Annotated in this window: 13 protein-coding genes and 1 CRISPR repeat array; of the genes, 11 read left to right on the top strand and 2 right to left on the bottom strand. The window is 35.1% G+C overall.

Annotated features, from left to right (window positions below; genetic code table 11):
• Position 1 precedes the first annotated feature (1 nt).
• The 8 genes from BW732_RS04710 to csn2 all read left to right on the top strand — a co-directional run bounded on the left by BW732_RS04710 (position 2) and on the right by csn2 (position 10,399).
• Positions 2–544: an RDD family protein gene (locus BW732_RS04710; protein WP_228414977.1), complete on the top strand. Its 543-nt coding sequence runs from the start codon at positions 2–4 to the stop codon at positions 542–544.
• A complete protein-coding gene (locus tag BW732_RS04705; RefSeq protein WP_077275699.1) occupies positions 545–1,015 on the top strand; it encodes a DUF4064 domain-containing protein in 471 nt (156 codons plus the stop codon).
• A 186-nt stretch (positions 1,016–1,201) separates the two neighbouring features.
• Positions 1,202–1,993 (top strand): putative ABC transporter permease, encoded by a 792-nt coding sequence (locus BW732_RS04700; protein WP_077275698.1) that lies wholly within the window; start codon positions 1,202–1,204, stop codon positions 1,991–1,993.
• 373 nt (positions 1,994–2,366) lie between these two features.
• Positions 2,367–4,181, top strand: coding sequence for a heavy metal translocating P-type ATPase (locus tag BW732_RS04695; RefSeq protein WP_077275697.1), 1,815 nt, complete (start codon positions 2,367–2,369; stop codon positions 4,179–4,181).
• Positions 4,182–4,538: 357 nt separating this feature from the next.
• Entirely contained in the window at positions 4,539–8,537 is a 3,999-nt protein-coding gene (gene cas9, locus BW732_RS04690; protein WP_077275696.1) for a type II CRISPR RNA-guided endonuclease Cas9, read from the top strand.
• A gap of 5 nt (positions 8,538–8,542) precedes the next feature.
• The gene (cas1, locus tag BW732_RS04685; protein WP_077275695.1) at positions 8,543–9,409 is read left to right on the top strand and encodes a type II CRISPR-associated endonuclease Cas1; all 867 of its coding nucleotides are present in this window, start codon (positions 8,543–8,545) and stop codon (positions 9,407–9,409) included.
• Positions 9,406–9,747, top strand: a complete 342-nt coding sequence (gene cas2, locus BW732_RS04680; RefSeq protein WP_077275694.1) for a CRISPR-associated endonuclease Cas2 — start codon at positions 9,406–9,408, stop codon at positions 9,745–9,747. The genes cas1 and cas2 overlap by 4 nt, the downstream gene beginning before the upstream one ends.
• On the top strand, positions 9,734–10,399 hold the full coding sequence (gene csn2 / locus BW732_RS04675; RefSeq protein WP_077275693.1) for a type II-A CRISPR-associated protein Csn2: 666 nt from the start codon (positions 9,734–9,736) through the stop codon (positions 10,397–10,399). Before cas2 ends, csn2 begins: the two co-directional genes overlap by 14 nt.
• Positions 10,400–10,516: 117 nt before the next feature.
• Positions 10,517–14,120: a CRISPR direct-repeat array (repeat unit 36 nt; unit sequence GTTTTAGAGCTATGCTGTTTTGAATGCTTCCAAAAC).
• Positions 14,121–14,525: 405 nt separating this feature from the next.
• Here csn2 and BW732_RS04670 read toward each other — a convergent pair.
• The gene (locus BW732_RS04670; protein WP_077275692.1) at positions 14,526–15,017 is read right to left on the bottom strand and encodes a hypothetical protein; all 492 of its coding nucleotides are present in this window, start codon (positions 15,015–15,017) and stop codon (positions 14,526–14,528) included.
• A gap of 175 nt (positions 15,018–15,192) precedes the next feature.
• The gene (locus BW732_RS04665; RefSeq protein ID WP_077275691.1) at positions 15,193–16,131 is read right to left on the bottom strand and encodes a LysR family transcriptional regulator; all 939 of its coding nucleotides are present in this window, start codon (positions 16,129–16,131) and stop codon (positions 15,193–15,195) included.
• Positions 16,132–16,423: 292 nt separating this feature from the next.
• On the opposite strand from BW732_RS04665, the gene BW732_RS04660 reads away from it, so the two are divergent.
• From BW732_RS04660 to BW732_RS04650, 3 genes are read left to right on the top strand one after another with little or no spacing between them, the layout of a single operon-like run.
• Entirely contained in the window at positions 16,424–17,602 is a 1,179-nt protein-coding gene (locus tag BW732_RS04660) for an acetyl-CoA C-acetyltransferase (RefSeq protein ID WP_077275690.1), read from the top strand.
• A gap of 31 nt (positions 17,603–17,633) precedes the next feature.
• Positions 17,634–18,485, top strand: coding sequence for a 3-hydroxybutyryl-CoA dehydrogenase (locus BW732_RS04655; RefSeq protein WP_077275689.1), 852 nt, complete (start codon positions 17,634–17,636; stop codon positions 18,483–18,485).
• Between the two features lie 17 nt (positions 18,486–18,502).
• A complete protein-coding gene (locus BW732_RS04650; protein WP_077275688.1) occupies positions 18,503–19,285 on the top strand; it encodes an enoyl-CoA hydratase-related protein in 783 nt (260 codons plus the stop codon).
• Positions 19,286–19,294 lie beyond the last annotated feature (9 nt).

Raw genomic sequence — 19,294 nt, 5'->3', positions numbered from 1 at the left:
CATGCAAGAACAGTCTTACATCTTGCATGGCTCTGATTATCCACGTCGCCCGCAACATGTGAACGACTTACCGCATTATTTTTACGCGGGATTTTGGATTAGAGCTTATGCATTTATTATTGATCTAATCTGTATTAGTTTGGTCACGGGTAGCACGATTGGACTTGTGTATCATCTAGCAGGACTAGAAAAGAATTCATCGATTATTACTATTTACGGGATTTTATCATTAATTATTTATTTAGGTTATTTCACGTTGTTAACTAAATTAAACCATGGACAAACATTGGGTAAAATGATTTTTGGCATTCGCGTGGTGAGTTTTGATGAAACAGAACTAAGCTGGCAAACGGTATTAATCCGTGAAACAGCCTGTCGCTTTATTTTGAAAACTGGCATTTTAATGGTCGGTTATTTGGTTGCGGCTTTTACGCCTAAAAAGCAACATGTAGGTGATTTTTTAAGTAATACAAGTGTTGTGACGATTAATTTATTAAAAGCACAACAGGAAACAACAAATTTAATGGATGAAGGAGTAGAGTAAATGAAAAAAAATCCAAGAAAAACAGAATTTGTTTTAACTCTTTTAAGTGGTATTTTTGGCATTTTAAGTAGTGTTTTAGTTTTCTTAGGTGCTGGATTATTATCGATTGTCTCAAGCAATCCAGAAATTATGGCAGAAGCAGAACTTCCAGAAGGAATGACATTTGAAGAAGTCTCAGCGTCACTAGACGTGTTAGGTAGCGGGGTTCAAGTTGTTGCTGGGGTAGCATTAGTCATGTCAATTGTCTTGATTGTCTTGTCATTCTTTTTAAAGAAAAATCAAAAAAATGTATTGTTTGGTATCATTATTTTGATCTTATCAATTGTGCCATTCTTTTTATTAACTTTCTTGTGGATTATTCCTGGTATTTTAGGAATTATTGCAGGTGCAATGTTGTTATTAAGAAAAATTCCCAATGCAACAGAGGCAGTTGTCACTAATTTTGAAGAAGACGAATTTACTGATTTTTAGAAATAATTAACTGCTCTGGTCTTATCCTGTGTGATAAGATTTAAGGGCAGTTTTTTTAATGGCAATAGGTCTTAATTTGTTGAATTTAGCTAACTTTTTATCAAAATAATGTTTTTGAATTGACAAAAACGGTCGTGTGGCAGACAGTATCTTTGCTATAATAAGTCTATTGAAAGAGGTGGTATTGTGTTTAGTGTTAATCAAGCAATTTTATTATTTTTCATTTATTCAGTTCTAGGTTGGTTGTGGGAGACGGTCTACTGTTCGTTAAAAGATAAGAAGTTTGACTATCGTGGCTTTTTAACGGGACCGTATTGTCCGATTTATGGATTTGGTGTGGTGAGTGTCCTTTATTTTGTTGAACCCTATCAAAATAATATCGTCTTACTATACGTTTATTCAGCCGTCTTAGTGACCGTTTTAGAATATTTAACAAGCTATGTTTTAGAAAAAGCTTTTCACGCAACTTGGTGGGATTATCATGATGTACCACTAAATATTAATGGCCGGATTGCGATTCCTATCTCGCTATTTTGGGGCTTAGCTTGTGTCTTTGTTGTTAAAATTGTGCAACCAGAAGTTATGCTGTTTGTTGACTTATTAGAACGTCATTTTGGTCTAATATTGCCAATTATCATTATTGTCGTTATGGTGAGTGACTTAATTTATACAGTAGTGAATATGGTGGCTTTCCGGCAAGCAATGGTTGCTTGGTCGAAAGAGATTGACAAAGCGAAAGCTGAGATTAGTCAACAATTTGCACTGGAACGTCAAAAATCGCATGACAAACAGGTGATTAGTCAGACTGAATTGTTACAAAAACTGCGAGAAAAACGTGGAGAATTAACGCATTTACCAAGACTTAATTTTAATCAACGACGCATGCTACAGAATTTTAACCGGTTAAAAGTAAAAAATATTGATAGTATGGATGAGTTGCGTGATGTAATTAAACAAGCAAGACATAAAAATAATTAGTTCATAAATAATGACATCTTGGTTAATCAAGATGTCATTATTTTTTGTACACTTTATCAGTATGTGTTAATGCATTAGGAATTAGATTTAAACGTTTTTTATGTTATAAGATGTAGTTGATAGTTAGCTAGTGATTATAATCTTTCTAGTTATGATAACTTGTTAAATATAAGTGAGTATATTTCTCAATTAGTGGTTAGTAGTGTTAATTACTAGATGATGATGTTATTCTTAAGATAGAAGTTTAAGTTAATGACGCATTTATCTATTTTTTTAATGAACTAAAAAGGTGGTAATGTCTATTGGGGTATTTGATTTTCACATTAATATAAGTAAAAGTAGGAATTAAATTAAGTGGAATGAGGTGGAAGAAATGAGTAATTTCAAAAAGTTTATGAGTACACTTTTAGTTGGTGTTGTGGCACTTTTAGCTGAATTTGTGTTTCATCAACCGAAAATTGCTTTTTGGTTAATTGTTGTAGTTGGTGGGATGACAACAATTTCGATGTTTATTGGTATGATTAAAACGTTGAAATCAGGAAAATATGGTGTCGATATCTTAGCCATAACAGCGATTATTGCGACCTTATTGGTTGGTGAGTATTGGGCCAGTTTAATGATTTTAATCATGCTGACAGGTGGCGACAGTTTAGAAGATTATGCCAGTCGTCAAGCTAGTCGTGAGTTGCGGTCATTACTTGATAATTCTCCGCAAATTGCCCATCGTGTCGTTGACAATCAAGTAGAAGATATTCCTGTTGACCAAGTGGAGATAGATGATTTGATTTTAGTAAAACCTAGTGAAATTGTTCCAGTCGATGGTATCATTGTTGAAGGTGAAACGATGGTCGATGAATCTTCTTTAACTGGTGAGTCAAAACCCGTTGAAAAAAAAGTTGATGATACGCTCATGTCCGGAACGATTAACGGTGATGCGGCTATTCGTTTTAAAGTAACTAAGCGGGCAATTGATAGTCAGTACCAATCACTCGTTAAATTAGTTCGTGAATCGGAAGCAAAACCTGCGCATTTTGTGCGTTTAGCTGATCGCTATGCTGTGCCGTTTACATTGACAGCATATTTTATTGGTGGTGTTGCGTGGTTTGTATCGAAAGATCCGGTCCGTTTTGCAGAAGTGCTAGTTGTTGCGTCACCATGCCCTTTAATTTTAGCTGCACCTGTTGCTTTAGTTGCAGGCATGAGTCGCTCGAGTCGTAATGGTATCGTGGTAAAAACAGGGACAACAATTGAAAAATTAGCTAAAGCAAAAAGTATTGCTTTTGACAAGACTGGGACATTAACTGAAGGTAAGTTATTCGTTGATGCGATTCATGTTGCTAAAGATAGTTATTCCGAAGAACAGTTACTTCAATATGCAATTAGTGCTGAACAAGAATCAAATCATATTTTAGCTCGTTCATTGGTTGAGTATGGTAAGAGTCATAAGGTTGATTTATTTGCGGTTAAAAACCTAGAAGAAGTCACCGGTCAAGGGATTGAAGCTACTGTAAATGACCAAAGTGTACACGTTGGTAAAGCCAAATTCGCCGGTACTACTAATGAAGTTTCTGTTGACCAAACAGTTGTATATATTGCGATTAATAAAGAGTATGCGGGTTATATTACGTTTAAAGATACAGTACGACCAGAATCGAAAGCAACAATTCAACAACTTAATGAATTAGGTATTCATCAAACGGTGATGCTAACAGGTGATCATCAATCAATTGCCGAACAAATCGGTCGTCAAGTTGGTATTTCTGATATTCATGCTAACTGTTTGCCTGAAGAAAAAATCGAGGTACTTAAAAAATTAGAACAAACCAGTCGTCCAGTTATTATGGTAGGTGACGGGGTCAATGATGTATTAGCTCTAACTGTCGCTGATGTAGGGATTGCAATGGGAGCTACAGGATCAACTGCAGCTAGTGAGAGTGCTGATGCTGTTATTTTAAAGGATGATTTAACTCGGGTCGCAGAGGCTGTGCGACTATCTAAAGATACCATGCGTATTGCACGACAATCGGTTTTAATTGGATTGCTGATTTGTGTTGTTTTAATGCTAATTGCGAGTACTGGTGTCATTCCAGCATTGATTGGGGCTGTCCTACAAGAAGTTGTTGATACGGTATCCATTCTCTCCGCATTAAGAGCTCGTCGTGAGTTGCCACTGAAAGTAAAACATTAATATCTAAATATTATTAAGAAGTATTGACTATCTTTTAAGTAGATAGTTTTTTACATGAACTACAATTAGATTATAGTAAATTTTTATTTGATAATGACAAAAAGTCAAGAGCACTTACTTAGTAGTGTTCTTGACTTTTTATCATTATTTGTTATTTATATATATAAAATATGTTATAATTTAGGTAAATAAAAAAAGCACCGAGACAGTGCCACTAGAATAGTTGCTTACGGACTAAGCCTTATTTTAACTTGCTATGTTGTTTTGAATGCTACCAACAACGTTATTATAGCATATTGGAAAAATTATGCAAGAGTTGACTGCAATAAGAGTGCGGATAAATAGGAGGAGAAGTAGATGCGAGCGAATTATACAATTGGATTAGATATTGGAACAAATTCGGTGGGTTGGTCAGTGATAAAAGAAGATTACCAACTTGTTAGACGGAAAATGCCGATTTATGGAGATACGACAGTTAAGGCACAAAAGAAAAATTTTTGGGGAGTTCGTTTATTTGATGAAGGACAGACGGCGGAGAGTCGACGCATCAAAAGGACCACTCGTCGTCGCTATCTTAGAAGGCGTAACCGTTTAAACTATTTACAAACAATTTTCAAAGATGACATTCATCAACTAGATGCTCACTTTTTTCATCGACTAGAAGATAGTTTTTTAGTGAAAGATGCCAAACGCCACACTAAATATCCGATTTTTGGTACATTAGATGAGGAAATTAACTACCACAATGAGTATCCCACAATTTATCATTTGCGCAAAGAACTAGCTGATTCCACACAAAAAGCAGATATTCGATTAGTTTACTTAGCTATTGCCCATATCGTTAAATATCGAGGCCATTTTCTAATTGAAGGTCAGTTGAATTCAGCCAATACGTCAATTAATAATACATTCCAACAATTCTTAAACAATTACAATGAAAAATTTATTACGCAAGTTCCTGGATTAGCTTTGTCACCAGTTGATACTACTGTTTTAGTCGAGTCAATTGTTACAGCTAAGACCTCACGTAGTCGAAAAAGTGACGCAATATTGGCACTCTTTCCATCTGAAAAATCAACGGGTACGTTTGCCCAATTTATTAAATTAATTGTAGGGAATCAAGGGAATTTTAAAAAGACATTTGCTTTAGAGGCAGATGCCAAACTACAATTTTCCAAGATTGAATACGAAGAAGAACTGGGCGAACTCTTGGCAGAAGTAGGGGATGATTTTGCTGATGTGTTTGTTGCGGCAAAAAATGTATACGATGCCATCGAATTATCAGGCATATTAAGTACAAAAGATACAGAAACAAATGCAAAATTATCCGCGAGTATGATTGAACGTTATACCCAGCATCAGAACGATTTGAAATTGTTTAAGAAATATGTGCGTGAATATCTACCAAAACAGTACGATACTATCTTTAAGGATAGTAGCAAAAAAGGCTATGCTGGGTACATTGATGGTGAAGCAACAGAGGAAGAATTTTATAAATTTGTTAAAAAGACGTTAGACAATACGCCAGATGCGGCATATTTTATTGACAAAATTGACCAAGAAAACTTTTTACGAAAACAACGAACGTATGATAATGGCGTGATTCCTCATCAAATTCATTTGGATGAGCTAAATGCCATTCTTGAAAATCAATCAAAGTATTACACGTCAATTGAAAAAAATAAAGATAAGATAATAGACATTATGACATTTAGAATTCCTTATTATGTGGGTCCTTTGAGTAATCATAATAGTTCGTTTGGTTGGTTAACTAGAAAGTCCCCTGGTGAGATTAGACCATGGAATTTTACTGAACGTGTTGATACATACCAATCATCTGTTGATTTTATTGAAAGGATGACCAATAATGACAGTTACTTACCGACTGAAAAAGTCTTACCTAAAAATAGTTTCTTGTATCAGAAATACATGATTTTTAATGAGCTGACTAAACTGACGTATACTAATGAAAAAAATGAACGTCTCAACTTATCCGGCAATGAGAAACGAGAGATAGTCAATCATCTATTTAAAAAACATCGAAAAGTAACACGTAAATTGCTAGAAGATTATTTTGCTAATTATTACCAATTGGATAGCACACAAATTGATGGGATTGAAACCGCCTTTAATGCTAAATACACGGTGTATCATGACTTTGTAAAATTAGGTGTTCCACAAGAATTCCTTGATGATGAAGCCAATGTAGATACATTAGAAGATGTGGTGAAATTATTAACGGTTTTTGAAGACCGTAAAATGATCCGTGAACAACTAAAAAAATATGACACGTGCTTTAGCCAAGAGACATTGAAAAAAATGGAACGCCGTCATTATACTGGCTGGGGGAGACTGTCGCAAAAATTATTAGTTGGTTTAAAAGATAAGACTACTGGTAAGTCAATAATGGATTATTTGATTGAGGACGACGGTATGCCTAAAAATATCAATCGTAATTTCATGCAGTTGATTAATGATGTTTCTTTGTCTTTTAAAGAAGATATCGCAGCAGCACAACCAACAGTACAAGAAGAAGACATCCGTCAAGTTATTCATGGTTTAGCAGGAAGTCCAGCTATCAAAAAAGGCATTCTTCAAAGTTTGACTATCGTTAATGAAATTGTTGGTATCATGGGTCACCCGCCACAGTCAATTGTCATTGAGATGGCTAGGAGTAATGAAATCAGTAAAAAAACGAATTCTCGATTAAAAGCCTTAGAAAAAATGTTAGCAGATTTTCAAAGTGATTTATTGAAAGAGTACCCGACATCGAATGATAAATTAAAAAATGACAAGTTATTTTTATACTATCTACAGGCTGGAAAAGACATGTATACAGGTGCCGACTTAAATATTCATGCATTATCTAATTACGATGTGGATCACATTATTCCGCAAAGTTTTATTAAAGATGATTCATTAGATAATTGTGTGTTAGTGAGTTCAAAGGCAAACCGAGGAAAATCAGATGACGTCCCAAGTAGTGAAATTGTTAAAAAACAAAAATATTTTTGGAAAAAATTGTTAGATGCGAAACTTATTAGTAAGCGAAAATACGATAATTTGACGAAGAGCGAACGTGGGGGACTGACACCTGCGGATAAAGAGGGGTTTATTAGAAGACAATTGGTTGAAACAAGACAAATAACGAAACACGTTGCCCAAATTTTAGATAGTCAGTTTAATGACGGGCAGGAAGACAATCAAGCAGTACAAATTGTCACTTTGAAGTCCTCTCTGACTAACCAATTTAGAAAACAGTTTAATCTCTACAAGATTAGGGAATTGAATGACTATCATCATGCACATGATGCGTATTTGAATGCCGTCGTGGGGTCATTGCTTTTACGTAAGTATCCACAACTGAAACCAGAGTTTGTGTATGGTAAATTTGTGAAGGGCCGTTTGATTAATCGGTTCAAAGCGACACAAAAAAAAGACCTCTACACCAATATCATGAAGTTTTTAAAAACAGATGACCGAGTAGCCGATGCTAATGGAGAAATTATCTGGTCACCTACAACGATAAAAACGATTAAACGCACACTATCTTCTAAGCAAATGTCTATTGTCAAAAAAGTTGAGAAGCAAACGGACAAACTAACAAATGAAACCATCTATCCTAAAGCAGCTCAAGGGACGCTGATTCCACGTAAAAATGGGCTTGATTCGACCGTATATGGTGGTTTTAATAGTCCTACGATTGTTTATTCTGTCTTGATTTCACATGTAAAAGGTAAGAAGAAAGCTCTCACTTATGACGTGATAGGTATTTCATTATTGAAACAAAAAACCTATGAAGCTGATAAAATAGCATACCTAGAGTCATTAGGATTTATCTCACCAACGCTTCATTTTGAATTACCTAAATTTTCCTTGTTCTTACAAGAAGATGGGACGAAACGCTTCTTAGCTAGTGCCGATGAGTTACAAAAAGGCAACCAATTAGTTTTATCAGATAAGATGATGGCGTTGATTGCCCACTCTAAAAAAGCCATCGCCGGTAATTTAGATAGCTTAGACTATGTGACCACCCATCGAGAAGACTACGATCGATTACTTAATGACATATTAGTATTTGCTAGAAAGTATTTGGCAGCAGATAATGTACTGAAAAAAATTGAAGCGGCCTACGAAATAAATCGCCAGAATACTATCATTGAAACGGCTGAAGCCTTTATCAATTTACTAAAATTCACTAAAATAGGAGCGGCTATGGAATTTAATTTTTATGATTGCAAGATAGCTAGGCATAGATACCGAACTAAAGCGGATTTCACTGCTATTTTTGACGGATGTGTTGTCAATCAGTCAGTGACGGGACTTTATGAGTCACGTTGGAAAATTAAGAGGTAGCAATTATGGGATGGCGGACAGTGATTATCAACACACACTCGAAATTATCTTATCAAAATAATCACCTTATTTTTAAATCTGTTGACAGTCGAGAAATGATTCATTTATCGGAAATAGATAGTCTATTGTTAGAGACCACTAATATCACGATTACAACTATGTTGATGAAACGCTTAATTGACGAAAATATTTTAGTGATTTTTTGCGATGATAAGCGGTTGCCAATTGGTAAAATGATGCCGTTTTTTGGTTGTCACAATAGTAGTCTCCAGTTACCAAAACAAATTAATTGGTCGTATGAACAAAAAGCAACTATTTGGACAGACATTATTTCACAAAAAATCATTAATCAAAGTTACTTTTTAAAACACTTGGCTTTTTATGAGAAATCAGATGCGATTTTGTATTTACATGATTCGTTGGGTCTTTTTGACCCAACAAATCGTGAAGGTCATGCAGCGAGAATTTATTTTAATACGTTATTTGGTACTAAATTTACAAGAGAGTCAGAAAATGACATCAATGCCGGTTTAAATTATGGATATACACTATTGATGAGTTTGTTTGCTAGAGAAATTAGTAAAAATGGTTGTATGACACAAATTGGACTCAAACATGCCAACCAGTTTAATGATTTTAATTTGGCAAGTGATTTGATGGAACCATTTCGTGTCTTAGTGGATGCTATCATCTATGAAAATCGAGATGAACCATTCTATGTAATGAAACGATGTCTATTTGATTTATTCAATGACACGTATCATTACGATAATAAAGAAATGTTTTTAACTAATATTGTTAGTGATTATACAAAAAAAATAGTAAAAGCTTTAAATGGAGAAAGGGAAGGAGTTCCTATGTTTAGGATATGAGTTATCGATATATGAGAATGTTAGTTATGTTTGATATACCAACAGAAACGGCGGATGATAGAAAAGCCTATCGCTTATTTCGCAAATTTTTACTCAGTGAAGGGTTTATTATGCATCAATACTCTGTCTATAGCAAAATTTTATTAAATAATTCAGCGAGTCAAGCGATGACAGCACGATTGAAAAAGAATAATCCTAAAAAAGGCTTAATTACTGCGTTAACGGTGACTGAAAAACAATTTTCTAAAATGCTTTATTTACATGGAGAGTATGATACAACTGTTAGTAATACAGATACTAGAATTATTTTTTTAGGAGATAATTATGAGACACATTAATTTCCCTATTTTAGATGAGCCACTCTCAATTAACAAGGCCACATTTTTAGTAGTAGAGGAGAGAGATTTATTTACAAGACTGATTCGTTTATTTTATCAGTATGAAGAAGCTGGAGAGCTGAAACTCTATAAACAGGATTACCAGTCCATCAATAAAAGTGAACTATTGGTTATTACGGATATCTTAGGTTTTGACATAAATGCAGCAAGCGTGTTAAAACTCATCTATTCTGATTTGGAACAACAATTAAATGAGTCACCAGATGTTAAGACACAGATTGAAGACTTGTCACTGGGGATTACGCGCCTAATTGAAGTAGAGTTACTTAATCATGAGTTAGATTTAGAACTGGACGATATTACTTTTTTAGAACTATTAAAAATCTTAGGCGTTAAGATTGAAACAAAAACAGACACACTATTTGAAAAAATGTTAGAAATTATTCAGGTTTTTAAGTACCTGTCAAAGAAAAAATTCATTGTTTTTATTAATGTCTGTTCGTATTTTAATCAAGAAGAATTAATTAAAATAAGTGAATATATTTCGTTATTTGATAGCGATGTTTTGTTTTTGGAACACTATAAAATTGAAGGCGTTAATCAATTTATTATCGACAAAGACTATTATGTTACAAGTGAAACTATGTTATAATAAACTTAAAGACTGTTCCTTGAAAAAAGAATAATCTACTAACTAAATTAGCATTCAAAAGAGACATCTTGCTATGGATGAATGGCGCGATTACGGAACCGAGAAATTTTCTGCGAGGTTTTAGAGCTATGCTGTTTTGAATGCTTCCAAAACTGCTTGCTATACAGTAGCCAAGTACCACTTGTTTTAGAGCTATGCTGTTTTGAATGCTTCCAAAACCAAGCAAAAATTTTGTAGTGCTAAATGTCAGTTTTAGAGCTATGCTGTTTTGAATGCTTCCAAAACCCTAGTTCTGTTGCGTTTAACCACTCCTTACGTTTTAGAGCTATGCTGTTTTGAATGCTTCCAAAACGTCGAGACTCGAAATGCTTAAAGCTAACATGTTTTAGAGCTATGCTGTTTTGAATGCTTCCAAAACACGAATATAAATAGATCGACTGTTGAGTACGTTTTAGAGCTATGCTGTTTTGAATGCTTCCAAAACTATTGATCACATTATTCCTGTAAGCAAAGGGTTTTAGAGCTATGCTGTTTTGAATGCTTCCAAAACAATTCGGTTACAGCAAGTTTTTGCTGAGAAGTTTTAGAGCTATGCTGTTTTGAATGCTTCCAAAACATTTAAACGCCATTCATAACCATCTCGTCTGTTTTAGAGCTATGCTGTTTTGAATGCTTCCAAAACATGGAGTGAAGCAATTCCCAGAGTTAGCTTGTTTTAGAGCTATGCTGTTTTGAATGCTTCCAAAACTCGTTGGACTTGGGGACTGATTATCACGATGTTTTAGAGCTATGCTGTTTTGAATGCTTCCAAAACAGAAAAACAACGAGTTAAAGATGTTTTAACGTTTTAGAGCTATGCTGTTTTGAATGCTTCCAAAACAAAAGATATTTAAGTCAAAGAAGCGCAGCGGTTTTAGAGCTATGCTGTTTTGAATGCTTCCAAAACTTGGAGAAACTACTATCGCTAAAGGAACGTGTTTTAGAGCTATGCTGTTTTGAATGCTTCCAAAACGATACCGTCCCAAGCACCTTTTAAAACTCCGTTTTAGAGCTATGCTGTTTTGAATGCTTCCAAAACATCGATAGTGCCGTCCGCATTAATTTTTAAGTTTTAGAGCTATGCTGTTTTGAATGCTTCCAAAACATTTGCTTGTCCGCCAAGACTATGAGCAAAGTTTTAGAGCTATGCTGTTTTGAATGCTTCCAAAACACGACTAAGTGAGCAAATACAAACGCTAGAGTTTTAGAGCTATGCTGTTTTGAATGCTTCCAAAACTGTCCTATGCGACTGGTGGTATGGTTATGTGTTTTAGAGCTATGCTGTTTTGAATGCTTCCAAAACTTACTCTTTTAGCAAACGGTAATTTTAAACGTTTTAGAGCTATGCTGTTTTGAATGCTTCCAAAACAGAGTCTCAATCAGCCATGAACGTACTAGTGTTTTAGAGCTATGCTGTTTTGAATGCTTCCAAAACGGAAGAGTTGGATTTATTCCAAGATTTTGAGTTTTAGAGCTATGCTGTTTTGAATGCTTCCAAAACTAACTATTGTAGCGTCAAATTTGGCTAACCGTTTTAGAGCTATGCTGTTTTGAATGCTTCCAAAACTATGCGTCGATTGAGATTAGCAGTTAATATAGTTTTAGAGCTATGCTGTTTTGAATGCTTCCAAAACACGCATTTAATGGTGAAGCTACAGGAGTTGGTTTTAGAGCTATGCTGTTTTGAATGCTTCCAAAACATGTGACCGAAAATGGTTACACGTTTAGTCGTTTTAGAGCTATGCTGTTTTGAATGCTTCCAAAACAACAAACACTAAACAATATCCAGCTCAATTGTTTTAGAGCTATGCTGTTTTGAATGCTTCCAAAACTGTTGTAACTCAATTTGAGCTGGTGCGTACGTTTTAGAGCTATGCTGTTTTGAATGCTTCCAAAACAGAGCATTTGGAATGGAAGCTGAGCAAGCAGTTTTAGAGCTATGCTGTTTTGAATGCTTCCAAAACATGTTGGCGAGGAAATAGTCGGCATTAACAGTTTTAGAGCTATGCTGTTTTGAATGCTTCCAAAACTTAACAGGAGCTACTAGAGCGACTAAAACAGGTTTTAGAGCTATGCTGTTTTGAATGCTTCCAAAACAAAGACGAGGAAACAGGTGCAGCAACTGGTGTTTTAGAGCTATGCTGTTTTGAATGCTTCCAAAACATCTATTTGAGTTATCAGTTAAAGAGAAGGGTTTTAGAGCTATGCTGTTTTGAATGCTTCCAAAACTTGAGCGTAAAGCTAAGATGATATCTCCGTGTTTTAGAGCTATGCTGTTTTGAATGCTTCCAAAACCGAATAAACTTCTAGACGAACAAAATACTAGTTTTAGAGCTATGCTGTTTTGAATGCTTCCAAAACTACTCGTCTTCGATTTCCCACACTTTAGCTGTTTTAGAGCTATGCTGTTTTGAATGCTTCCAAAACTCAATTCAAAAAAGGTGATGAACCTAGTTTGTTTTAGAGCTATGCTGTTTTGAATGCTTCCAAAACAAGGTGACGTGTGGTTTAAACGTTTGCCCGAGTTTTAGAGCTATGCTGTTTTGAATGCTTCCAAAACTGTGAGCTCTTAGGCACTCCTACACCATTTGTTTTAGAGCTATGCTGTTTTGAATGCTTCCAAAACGATTAATTGTCTAATGTTGTCATATTCTTGGTTTTAGAGCTATGCTGTTTTGAATGCTTCCAAAACTGTTAATCGAGCTAGTGAAGAAGCAACGCAGTTTTAGAGCTATGCTGTTTTGAATGCTTCCAAAACGCTAGCTTGCGCTTTGCTTGTGAACACTTTGTTTTAGAGCTATGCTGTTTTGAATGCTTCCAAAACGCATAAACTCTACGTTAGTGCTACGACATTTGTTTTAGAGCTATGCTGTTTTGAATGCTTCCAAAACCAGTTGTAGTTTTTAATTGATTCTCATAGCGTTTTAGAGCTATGCTGTTTTGAATGCTTCCAAAACTGCTACATAAGGTTTGTGTTTGCGACTTCCGTTTTAGAGCTATGCTGTTTTGAATGCTTCCAAAACCAACGAGATTGCAAGCATGAGTCGAAATGTGTTTTAGAGCTATGCTGTTTTGAATGCTTCCAAAACTAATCCAACCGCCTGGAGTTAAACCGACATGTTTTAGAGCTATGCTGTTTTGAATGCTTCCAAAACCGTTGGGGAGTAAGGATAGATGATAGGGAGTTTTAGAGCTATGCTGTTTTGAATGCTTCCAAAACACGTAAATTGACTAAAGAGACAGAAGGTGCGTTTTAGAGCTATGCTGTTTTGAATGCTTCCAAAACTGTCTGCTCGAAAGTGCTAAATTCTGATTTGTTTTAGAGCTATGCTGTTTTGAATGCTTCCAAAACCGCTCCGTACGCTGTCATACCACGTACACTGTTTTAGAGCTATGCTGTTTTGAATGCTTCCAAAACTATTTTTCTACAAGTTTCTTCTGGGCATCCGTTTTAGAGCTATGCTGTTTTGAATGCTTCCAAAACAAACAATAACGTCTCAATCATTGCTGACAAGTTTTAGAGCTATGCTGTTTTGAATGCTTCCAAAACTTCTCGCCAATCTTCTAATCCTTCTATTTCGTTTTAGAGCTATGCTGTTTTGAATGCTTCCAAAACTAGCAAAGAAACAATCGAAACTATCAATATGTTTTAGAGCTATGCTGTTTTGAATGCTTCCAAAACCATCTTTTTAGGCTTTCTAATATCTGCGTCGTTTTAGAGCTATTGCTGTTTTGATTTATTTAAGATGATGAATGTGAGATTATTTTCACCTTCATTATCTTTTTTTGTTTATTTGTCTCATGCGGTTTGTTTTTCTTTATTAATTTTTTATTTCTCTGAATCTGATATCATTAAAAACAGTTCCTACTAGTTAAAGGGATAGAAAATGTAGTTCCTATAATAATTATGCTGTTTTTATTTTTAATTCATAATACTTTTTTATATGTTTAGTCATAACTTGTTGCTCTTTTTAGCTTTGACCTTTGTGGATAATTAAATTAAGACATAGTCTGTGTGTAAATAATTAAAAAAGGATTGATGAATCGAAAATTGATTCATCAATCCTTTAAATTATAAGTTCTTTTTTTATATATTATCTTCGCCACTGCTGTTTGCCATGTTGTTGCCTTGGTCTTGTACCGTCATAACGACAATTTTTTTGCCTGTTTTGACATGTGTTAGATTCTGACATTTGTGGTCTGCTATTGGGTTCAGAGTTAGTGTCTTGAAGTGGACAATCAGTTGGTTTATTTTCTGTTTGTTGTCCTTTTTTTGTGTATCCATTGAAGAATCACGTTGGATTGGACGGTTAAATCGCTGATATTTTCTAGCAGGTTGATGCGTATTTGTTCCGTTAACTAGTTGACAGGAATTAAAATGTGAAAAACGTTGTGCTTCAGGTAAATGACAAATTGGACAATTTTCTCTTGAGATTTTTGTATCCGTTGCTTCCGCCAATGTTTCTCGATAGATACAGTTACCATCAAAAGGTTCAGCGCTTACAAAAATAGTTACCAAAGACGACAGACTAAATATTAGAGCAACACTCAAAAAAAATTGTTTTAAATACCTCGACATAATGTTCCTCTCCTCTCAAAGGTATTATAACTAAACATGAACATTTAGTCAAATTAAGCACTATAAATAACTTATAAAAGAACATATAATCTTTTTTTATAATTATTGTATTTTAAAAAATACCCATTGGCTTGTATATAAGCCAATGGGCATTTTTATTGATTGTCAATTTGATTTAAATACCTAATAGTTCAGATTCGTCTGAAGTTGAAAGAGTTGCTCGTCGATTAGCAAAACACGTTAAAATCGATCCTTTGACATATCTTTCTAAACTAGAATAGTCCTCTTTTATCGGCCGACAGAGTGATGTTTTAAATGGAATTGGCTTTTTAAATGGAATCATCGTACTGTCATCATCAATATAATAATGTAAAGGAGTTGGAAGTAATGCAATGGCTGAAGATTCTTTGGTTACTTGCATTAAAAAATCCCAAGATGAGGATGTGAATTTCATTTCTAATTGAACTTTTTCTGCTTTCATGGCTTGTTGAATTAAATCATAACTTAGAAAGTTTTGATTAAATGAGGCAACAGGATATTGCTCAATATCTTTCCACTCAAGTTGTTTTAAGCGAGTAAGGGGATGTGATGCATTTAGAAAGGCCCCAATATGGTCACTCATTAATGGAAAGGTTTCAAATTTATCTTGATTGAGAAAAGTCGGTTCAATTAAAACGGCTAAATCGAGTTCACCTTTCAAGAGTAAGGAGGTTAGTTGTTTAGAGCCACCCTCAACAATTTCAATTTTCACCTCATTGTTTTTTACAATAAATTTTGTGAAAAAACTCGTGAAGTATAGACGTAAAATTAGGGATGGAATCCCAATTCTTAGCTGACCTTTCTTTTTTAAAGAGGCTCGTCGGACCATTTCGTACATGTCGTTATACAACTGTGTAATTTTCAAAGCATAGGCATAAAAATCTTGTCCACAGTCTGTTAATTCTGTTAAACGGCCTTTTTCACGATAAAAAAGTTCAACGCCTTCTTCCTTTTCGAAATTAGAGATTAACTGGCTGAGTGCTGATTGAGAGATGTTTATTTTTTTGGCAGCCAAGGTTAAACTACCACCAGATTCAACGACTTTGATAAAATAGTCTAATTGAAAAATATCCATATAGATCGCTCCTTATAAAAGTCTATTTTATTTTATTATACCGTTAAGTGCTTATAAAAAAACGCTTATCATTAAAACGATAGTTATTTTATATAAAAGATACGTATTGTAGAACATATTATTCACAAATTAAGTGATAGAACCTAGATGAAATCTAAGGTATTAGTTTTAATTAACAAGTTGATAACTGATAGTTAATTGTAAGCCCTTACAAAACAAACTAAAGTAATAAGTGAGGTTTGCGCAAACAAATTTTAATGACACAACTCAAAGTGGAAGGTGACGAAAACAAATGACAGAAGTTGTAATAGTATCAGCTTTAAGAACACCGATTGGTTCGTACGGAGGGATGTTTAAAGATTATTCAGCAATTGATTTAGCGGTCGATGTCATCCATCAGTCGCTTGATAATTTAAAACTAGAACCAGAACAAGTGGATGAAGTTATTTTAGGTAACGTATTAAATGCTGGGAAAGGTCAAAATGTGGCGCGTCAAATTGCTATTAAATCAGGCTTACCAAAAGAAGTTCCAGCACTGACAATTAATCAAGTCTGTGGTTCAGGCCTACGAAGTGTCATGTTAGCAGCACAATCGATTATTAGTGGGGATAATGAAATTGTGATTGCTGGTGGGACTGAAAATATGAGTCAGGCTGCATATGTCTTAGATCATTATCGCTTTGGTCAACGTATGGGAGATGGAAAAGTTATTGATACGATGATTAAAGATGGTCTATCCGATGCCTTTGAGGGCATTCACATGGGCATTACAGCGGAAAATATTGCAGAAAAATATGGCTTCACTCGTGAGGAACAAGATGCGTTAGCCGCTGCAAGTCAGCAAAAAGCTGAAAAGGCGATTAAAGAAAATCGTTTTGCAGAAGAGATTGTGCCGATTTCATTACCACAACGCAAAGGTGAAGATGTAGTCGTTACAACGGATGAGTTTCCACGTTTTGGGACAACAAAAGAAGGACTAAGTAAGTTACGTCCAGCCTTTAAAAAAGATGGCAGTGTTACAGCAGCGAATGCATCAGGAATTAATGATGGTGCAGCTATTATTGTTGTGATGAGTAAGGAAAAAGCCAAATCATTAGGCTTAACACCTTTAGCAACAATCAAGTCTTATGCCACTGCTGGAGTTGATCCTCGAATTATGGGAACAGGTCCGATTCCATCGACTAAAAAAGCTTTAGAGAAAGCTAATATGACCGTTGATGATTTAGAGTTAGTCGAAGCTAATGAGGCTTTTGCGGCACAAGGTTTAAGCGTTATTAAAGAGTTAGGTTTAAATACGGAGATTGTCAATGTTAACGGTGGAGCGATTGCACTTGGTCATCCGATTGGTGCTAGTGGGGCACGTGTATTAGTTACTTTATTACACGAAATGAAAAAACGTGAGGCTAAAACCGGACTAGCAACCTTATGTATCGGTGGCGGTCAAGGTGTGTCATTAATTGTTGAACAATAAAAATGTGATAAAAAGAAATGGAGTGTCGAATATGTCAATTAAAACAGTCATGGTAGTTGGTTCTGGTCAAATGGGGAGCGGGATTGCCCAAGTATTTGCTAAGGCAGGGATGAAAGTTTATTTAAATGATATTTCTGAAGAAATTGTGACACAAAATGTGGGCCGTATTGACAAGCAATTAGCGAAGTTAGTTGAAAAAGGTCGCCTAACAGAAGAAGGAAAAATGCAAATGATGGCCAATATTGAACCATGTGCCACTTACGCTCCGGTTAAAGAGGCTGATTTAGTAGTAGAAGCTGCAACTGAGCGTAAAGACATCAAACTAGGGATCTTCAAGCAACTAGATGAGTTAGCAGCACCACATACGATTTTAGCAACGAATACGTCATCATTATCGGTAACTGAAATTGCATTAGCGACAAATCGACCAGACAAAGTGATTGGGATGCACTTCTTTAATCCAGCCCCAATTATGAAATTAGTTGAAGTGATTTCTGGTTTAACAACATCAGAAGAGACGCAACAGGTCATTAAAGAAGCGGTTGACACAATTGGTAAAACTGGTGTCGAAGTCAAAGATTCTTATGGTTTTGTGGTTAACCGTATTTTAATTCCAATGATTAACGAAGCATCATTTGTTTTATCTGAGTCAGTTGCGACAGCTGAAGAAATTGACGCTGCAATGAAATTAGGGGCAAATCATCCAATTGGTCCACTTGCTTTGGCTGATTTAATTGGTTTGGATGTTGTTCTAGCAATTATGAATGTTCTATATGACGGCTTCAAAGATCCAAAATATCGTGTATCACCAATTATCCAAAAATACGTTGAAGCTGGATGGTTAGGGCGTAAAACAGGTAAAGGATTCTTTGACTACAAATAAAAAAGGAGCGGTCAACTATGGGAACATTATCATGTGTCGATTACAAAAAAGAAGAAGAAATTGGAATTTTGACAATCAATCGTCCGAAAGCATTGAATGCGTTAAATACCGAAGTATTAGAAACGCTAGATACAGTGTTAGATAAAATTGAAGAGGACGATATCAAAGCATTAATTATTACTGGAAGTGGTGACAAGGCATTTGTTGCTGGGGCAGATATTACTGAAATGTCAGATATGGGCACTCTTGATGCTCGAGCATTTTCTCAAAAAGGTAATCGTGTCTTTTCAAAAATCGAAAACTTTAAAGTACCAGTTTTAGCAGCAGTGAATGGTTTTGCTCTTGGTGGTGGTTGTGAATTAGCGTTATCAGCTGATATTCGGTTTGCTTCAACGACAGCCAAATTTGGTCAACCGGAAGTTGGTTTAGGGATTATACCAGGTTTTGGTGGAACGCAACGGTTATCGCGTACGGTAGGTATGCCTAAAGCTAAAGAATTGATTTTCTCAGGTAAAATCATCAAAGCTGATGAAGCTGAAAAAATTGGTTTAGTAAATCAAGTCGTTGAACCTGAACAATTAATGGAGACAACACTGATATTTGCAAAATTAATCGCTAAACAAGCTCCACTTGCTGTGCAATTTGGTAAAAAAGTGATGAATGATGGTATTAATTTAGATATTAACTATGCTCTAGATTATGAAGCTGAGTCTTTTGGGTCGCTATTTTCAACTGAAGATCAAAAAGAAGGTATGTACGCATTTATTGAAAAAAGAAAAGCAAAATTTGAAAGCAGATAGGAGACTGAT

Origin of the sequence: Vagococcus penaei (assembly GCF_001998885.1) — a bacterium.
Classification (GTDB): Bacteria; Bacillota; Bacilli; order Lactobacillales; family Vagococcaceae; genus Vagococcus; species Vagococcus penaei.
Note: the sequence above shows the minus strand (reverse complement) of the source record. Positions and strands in the feature narration are given on the sequence as shown.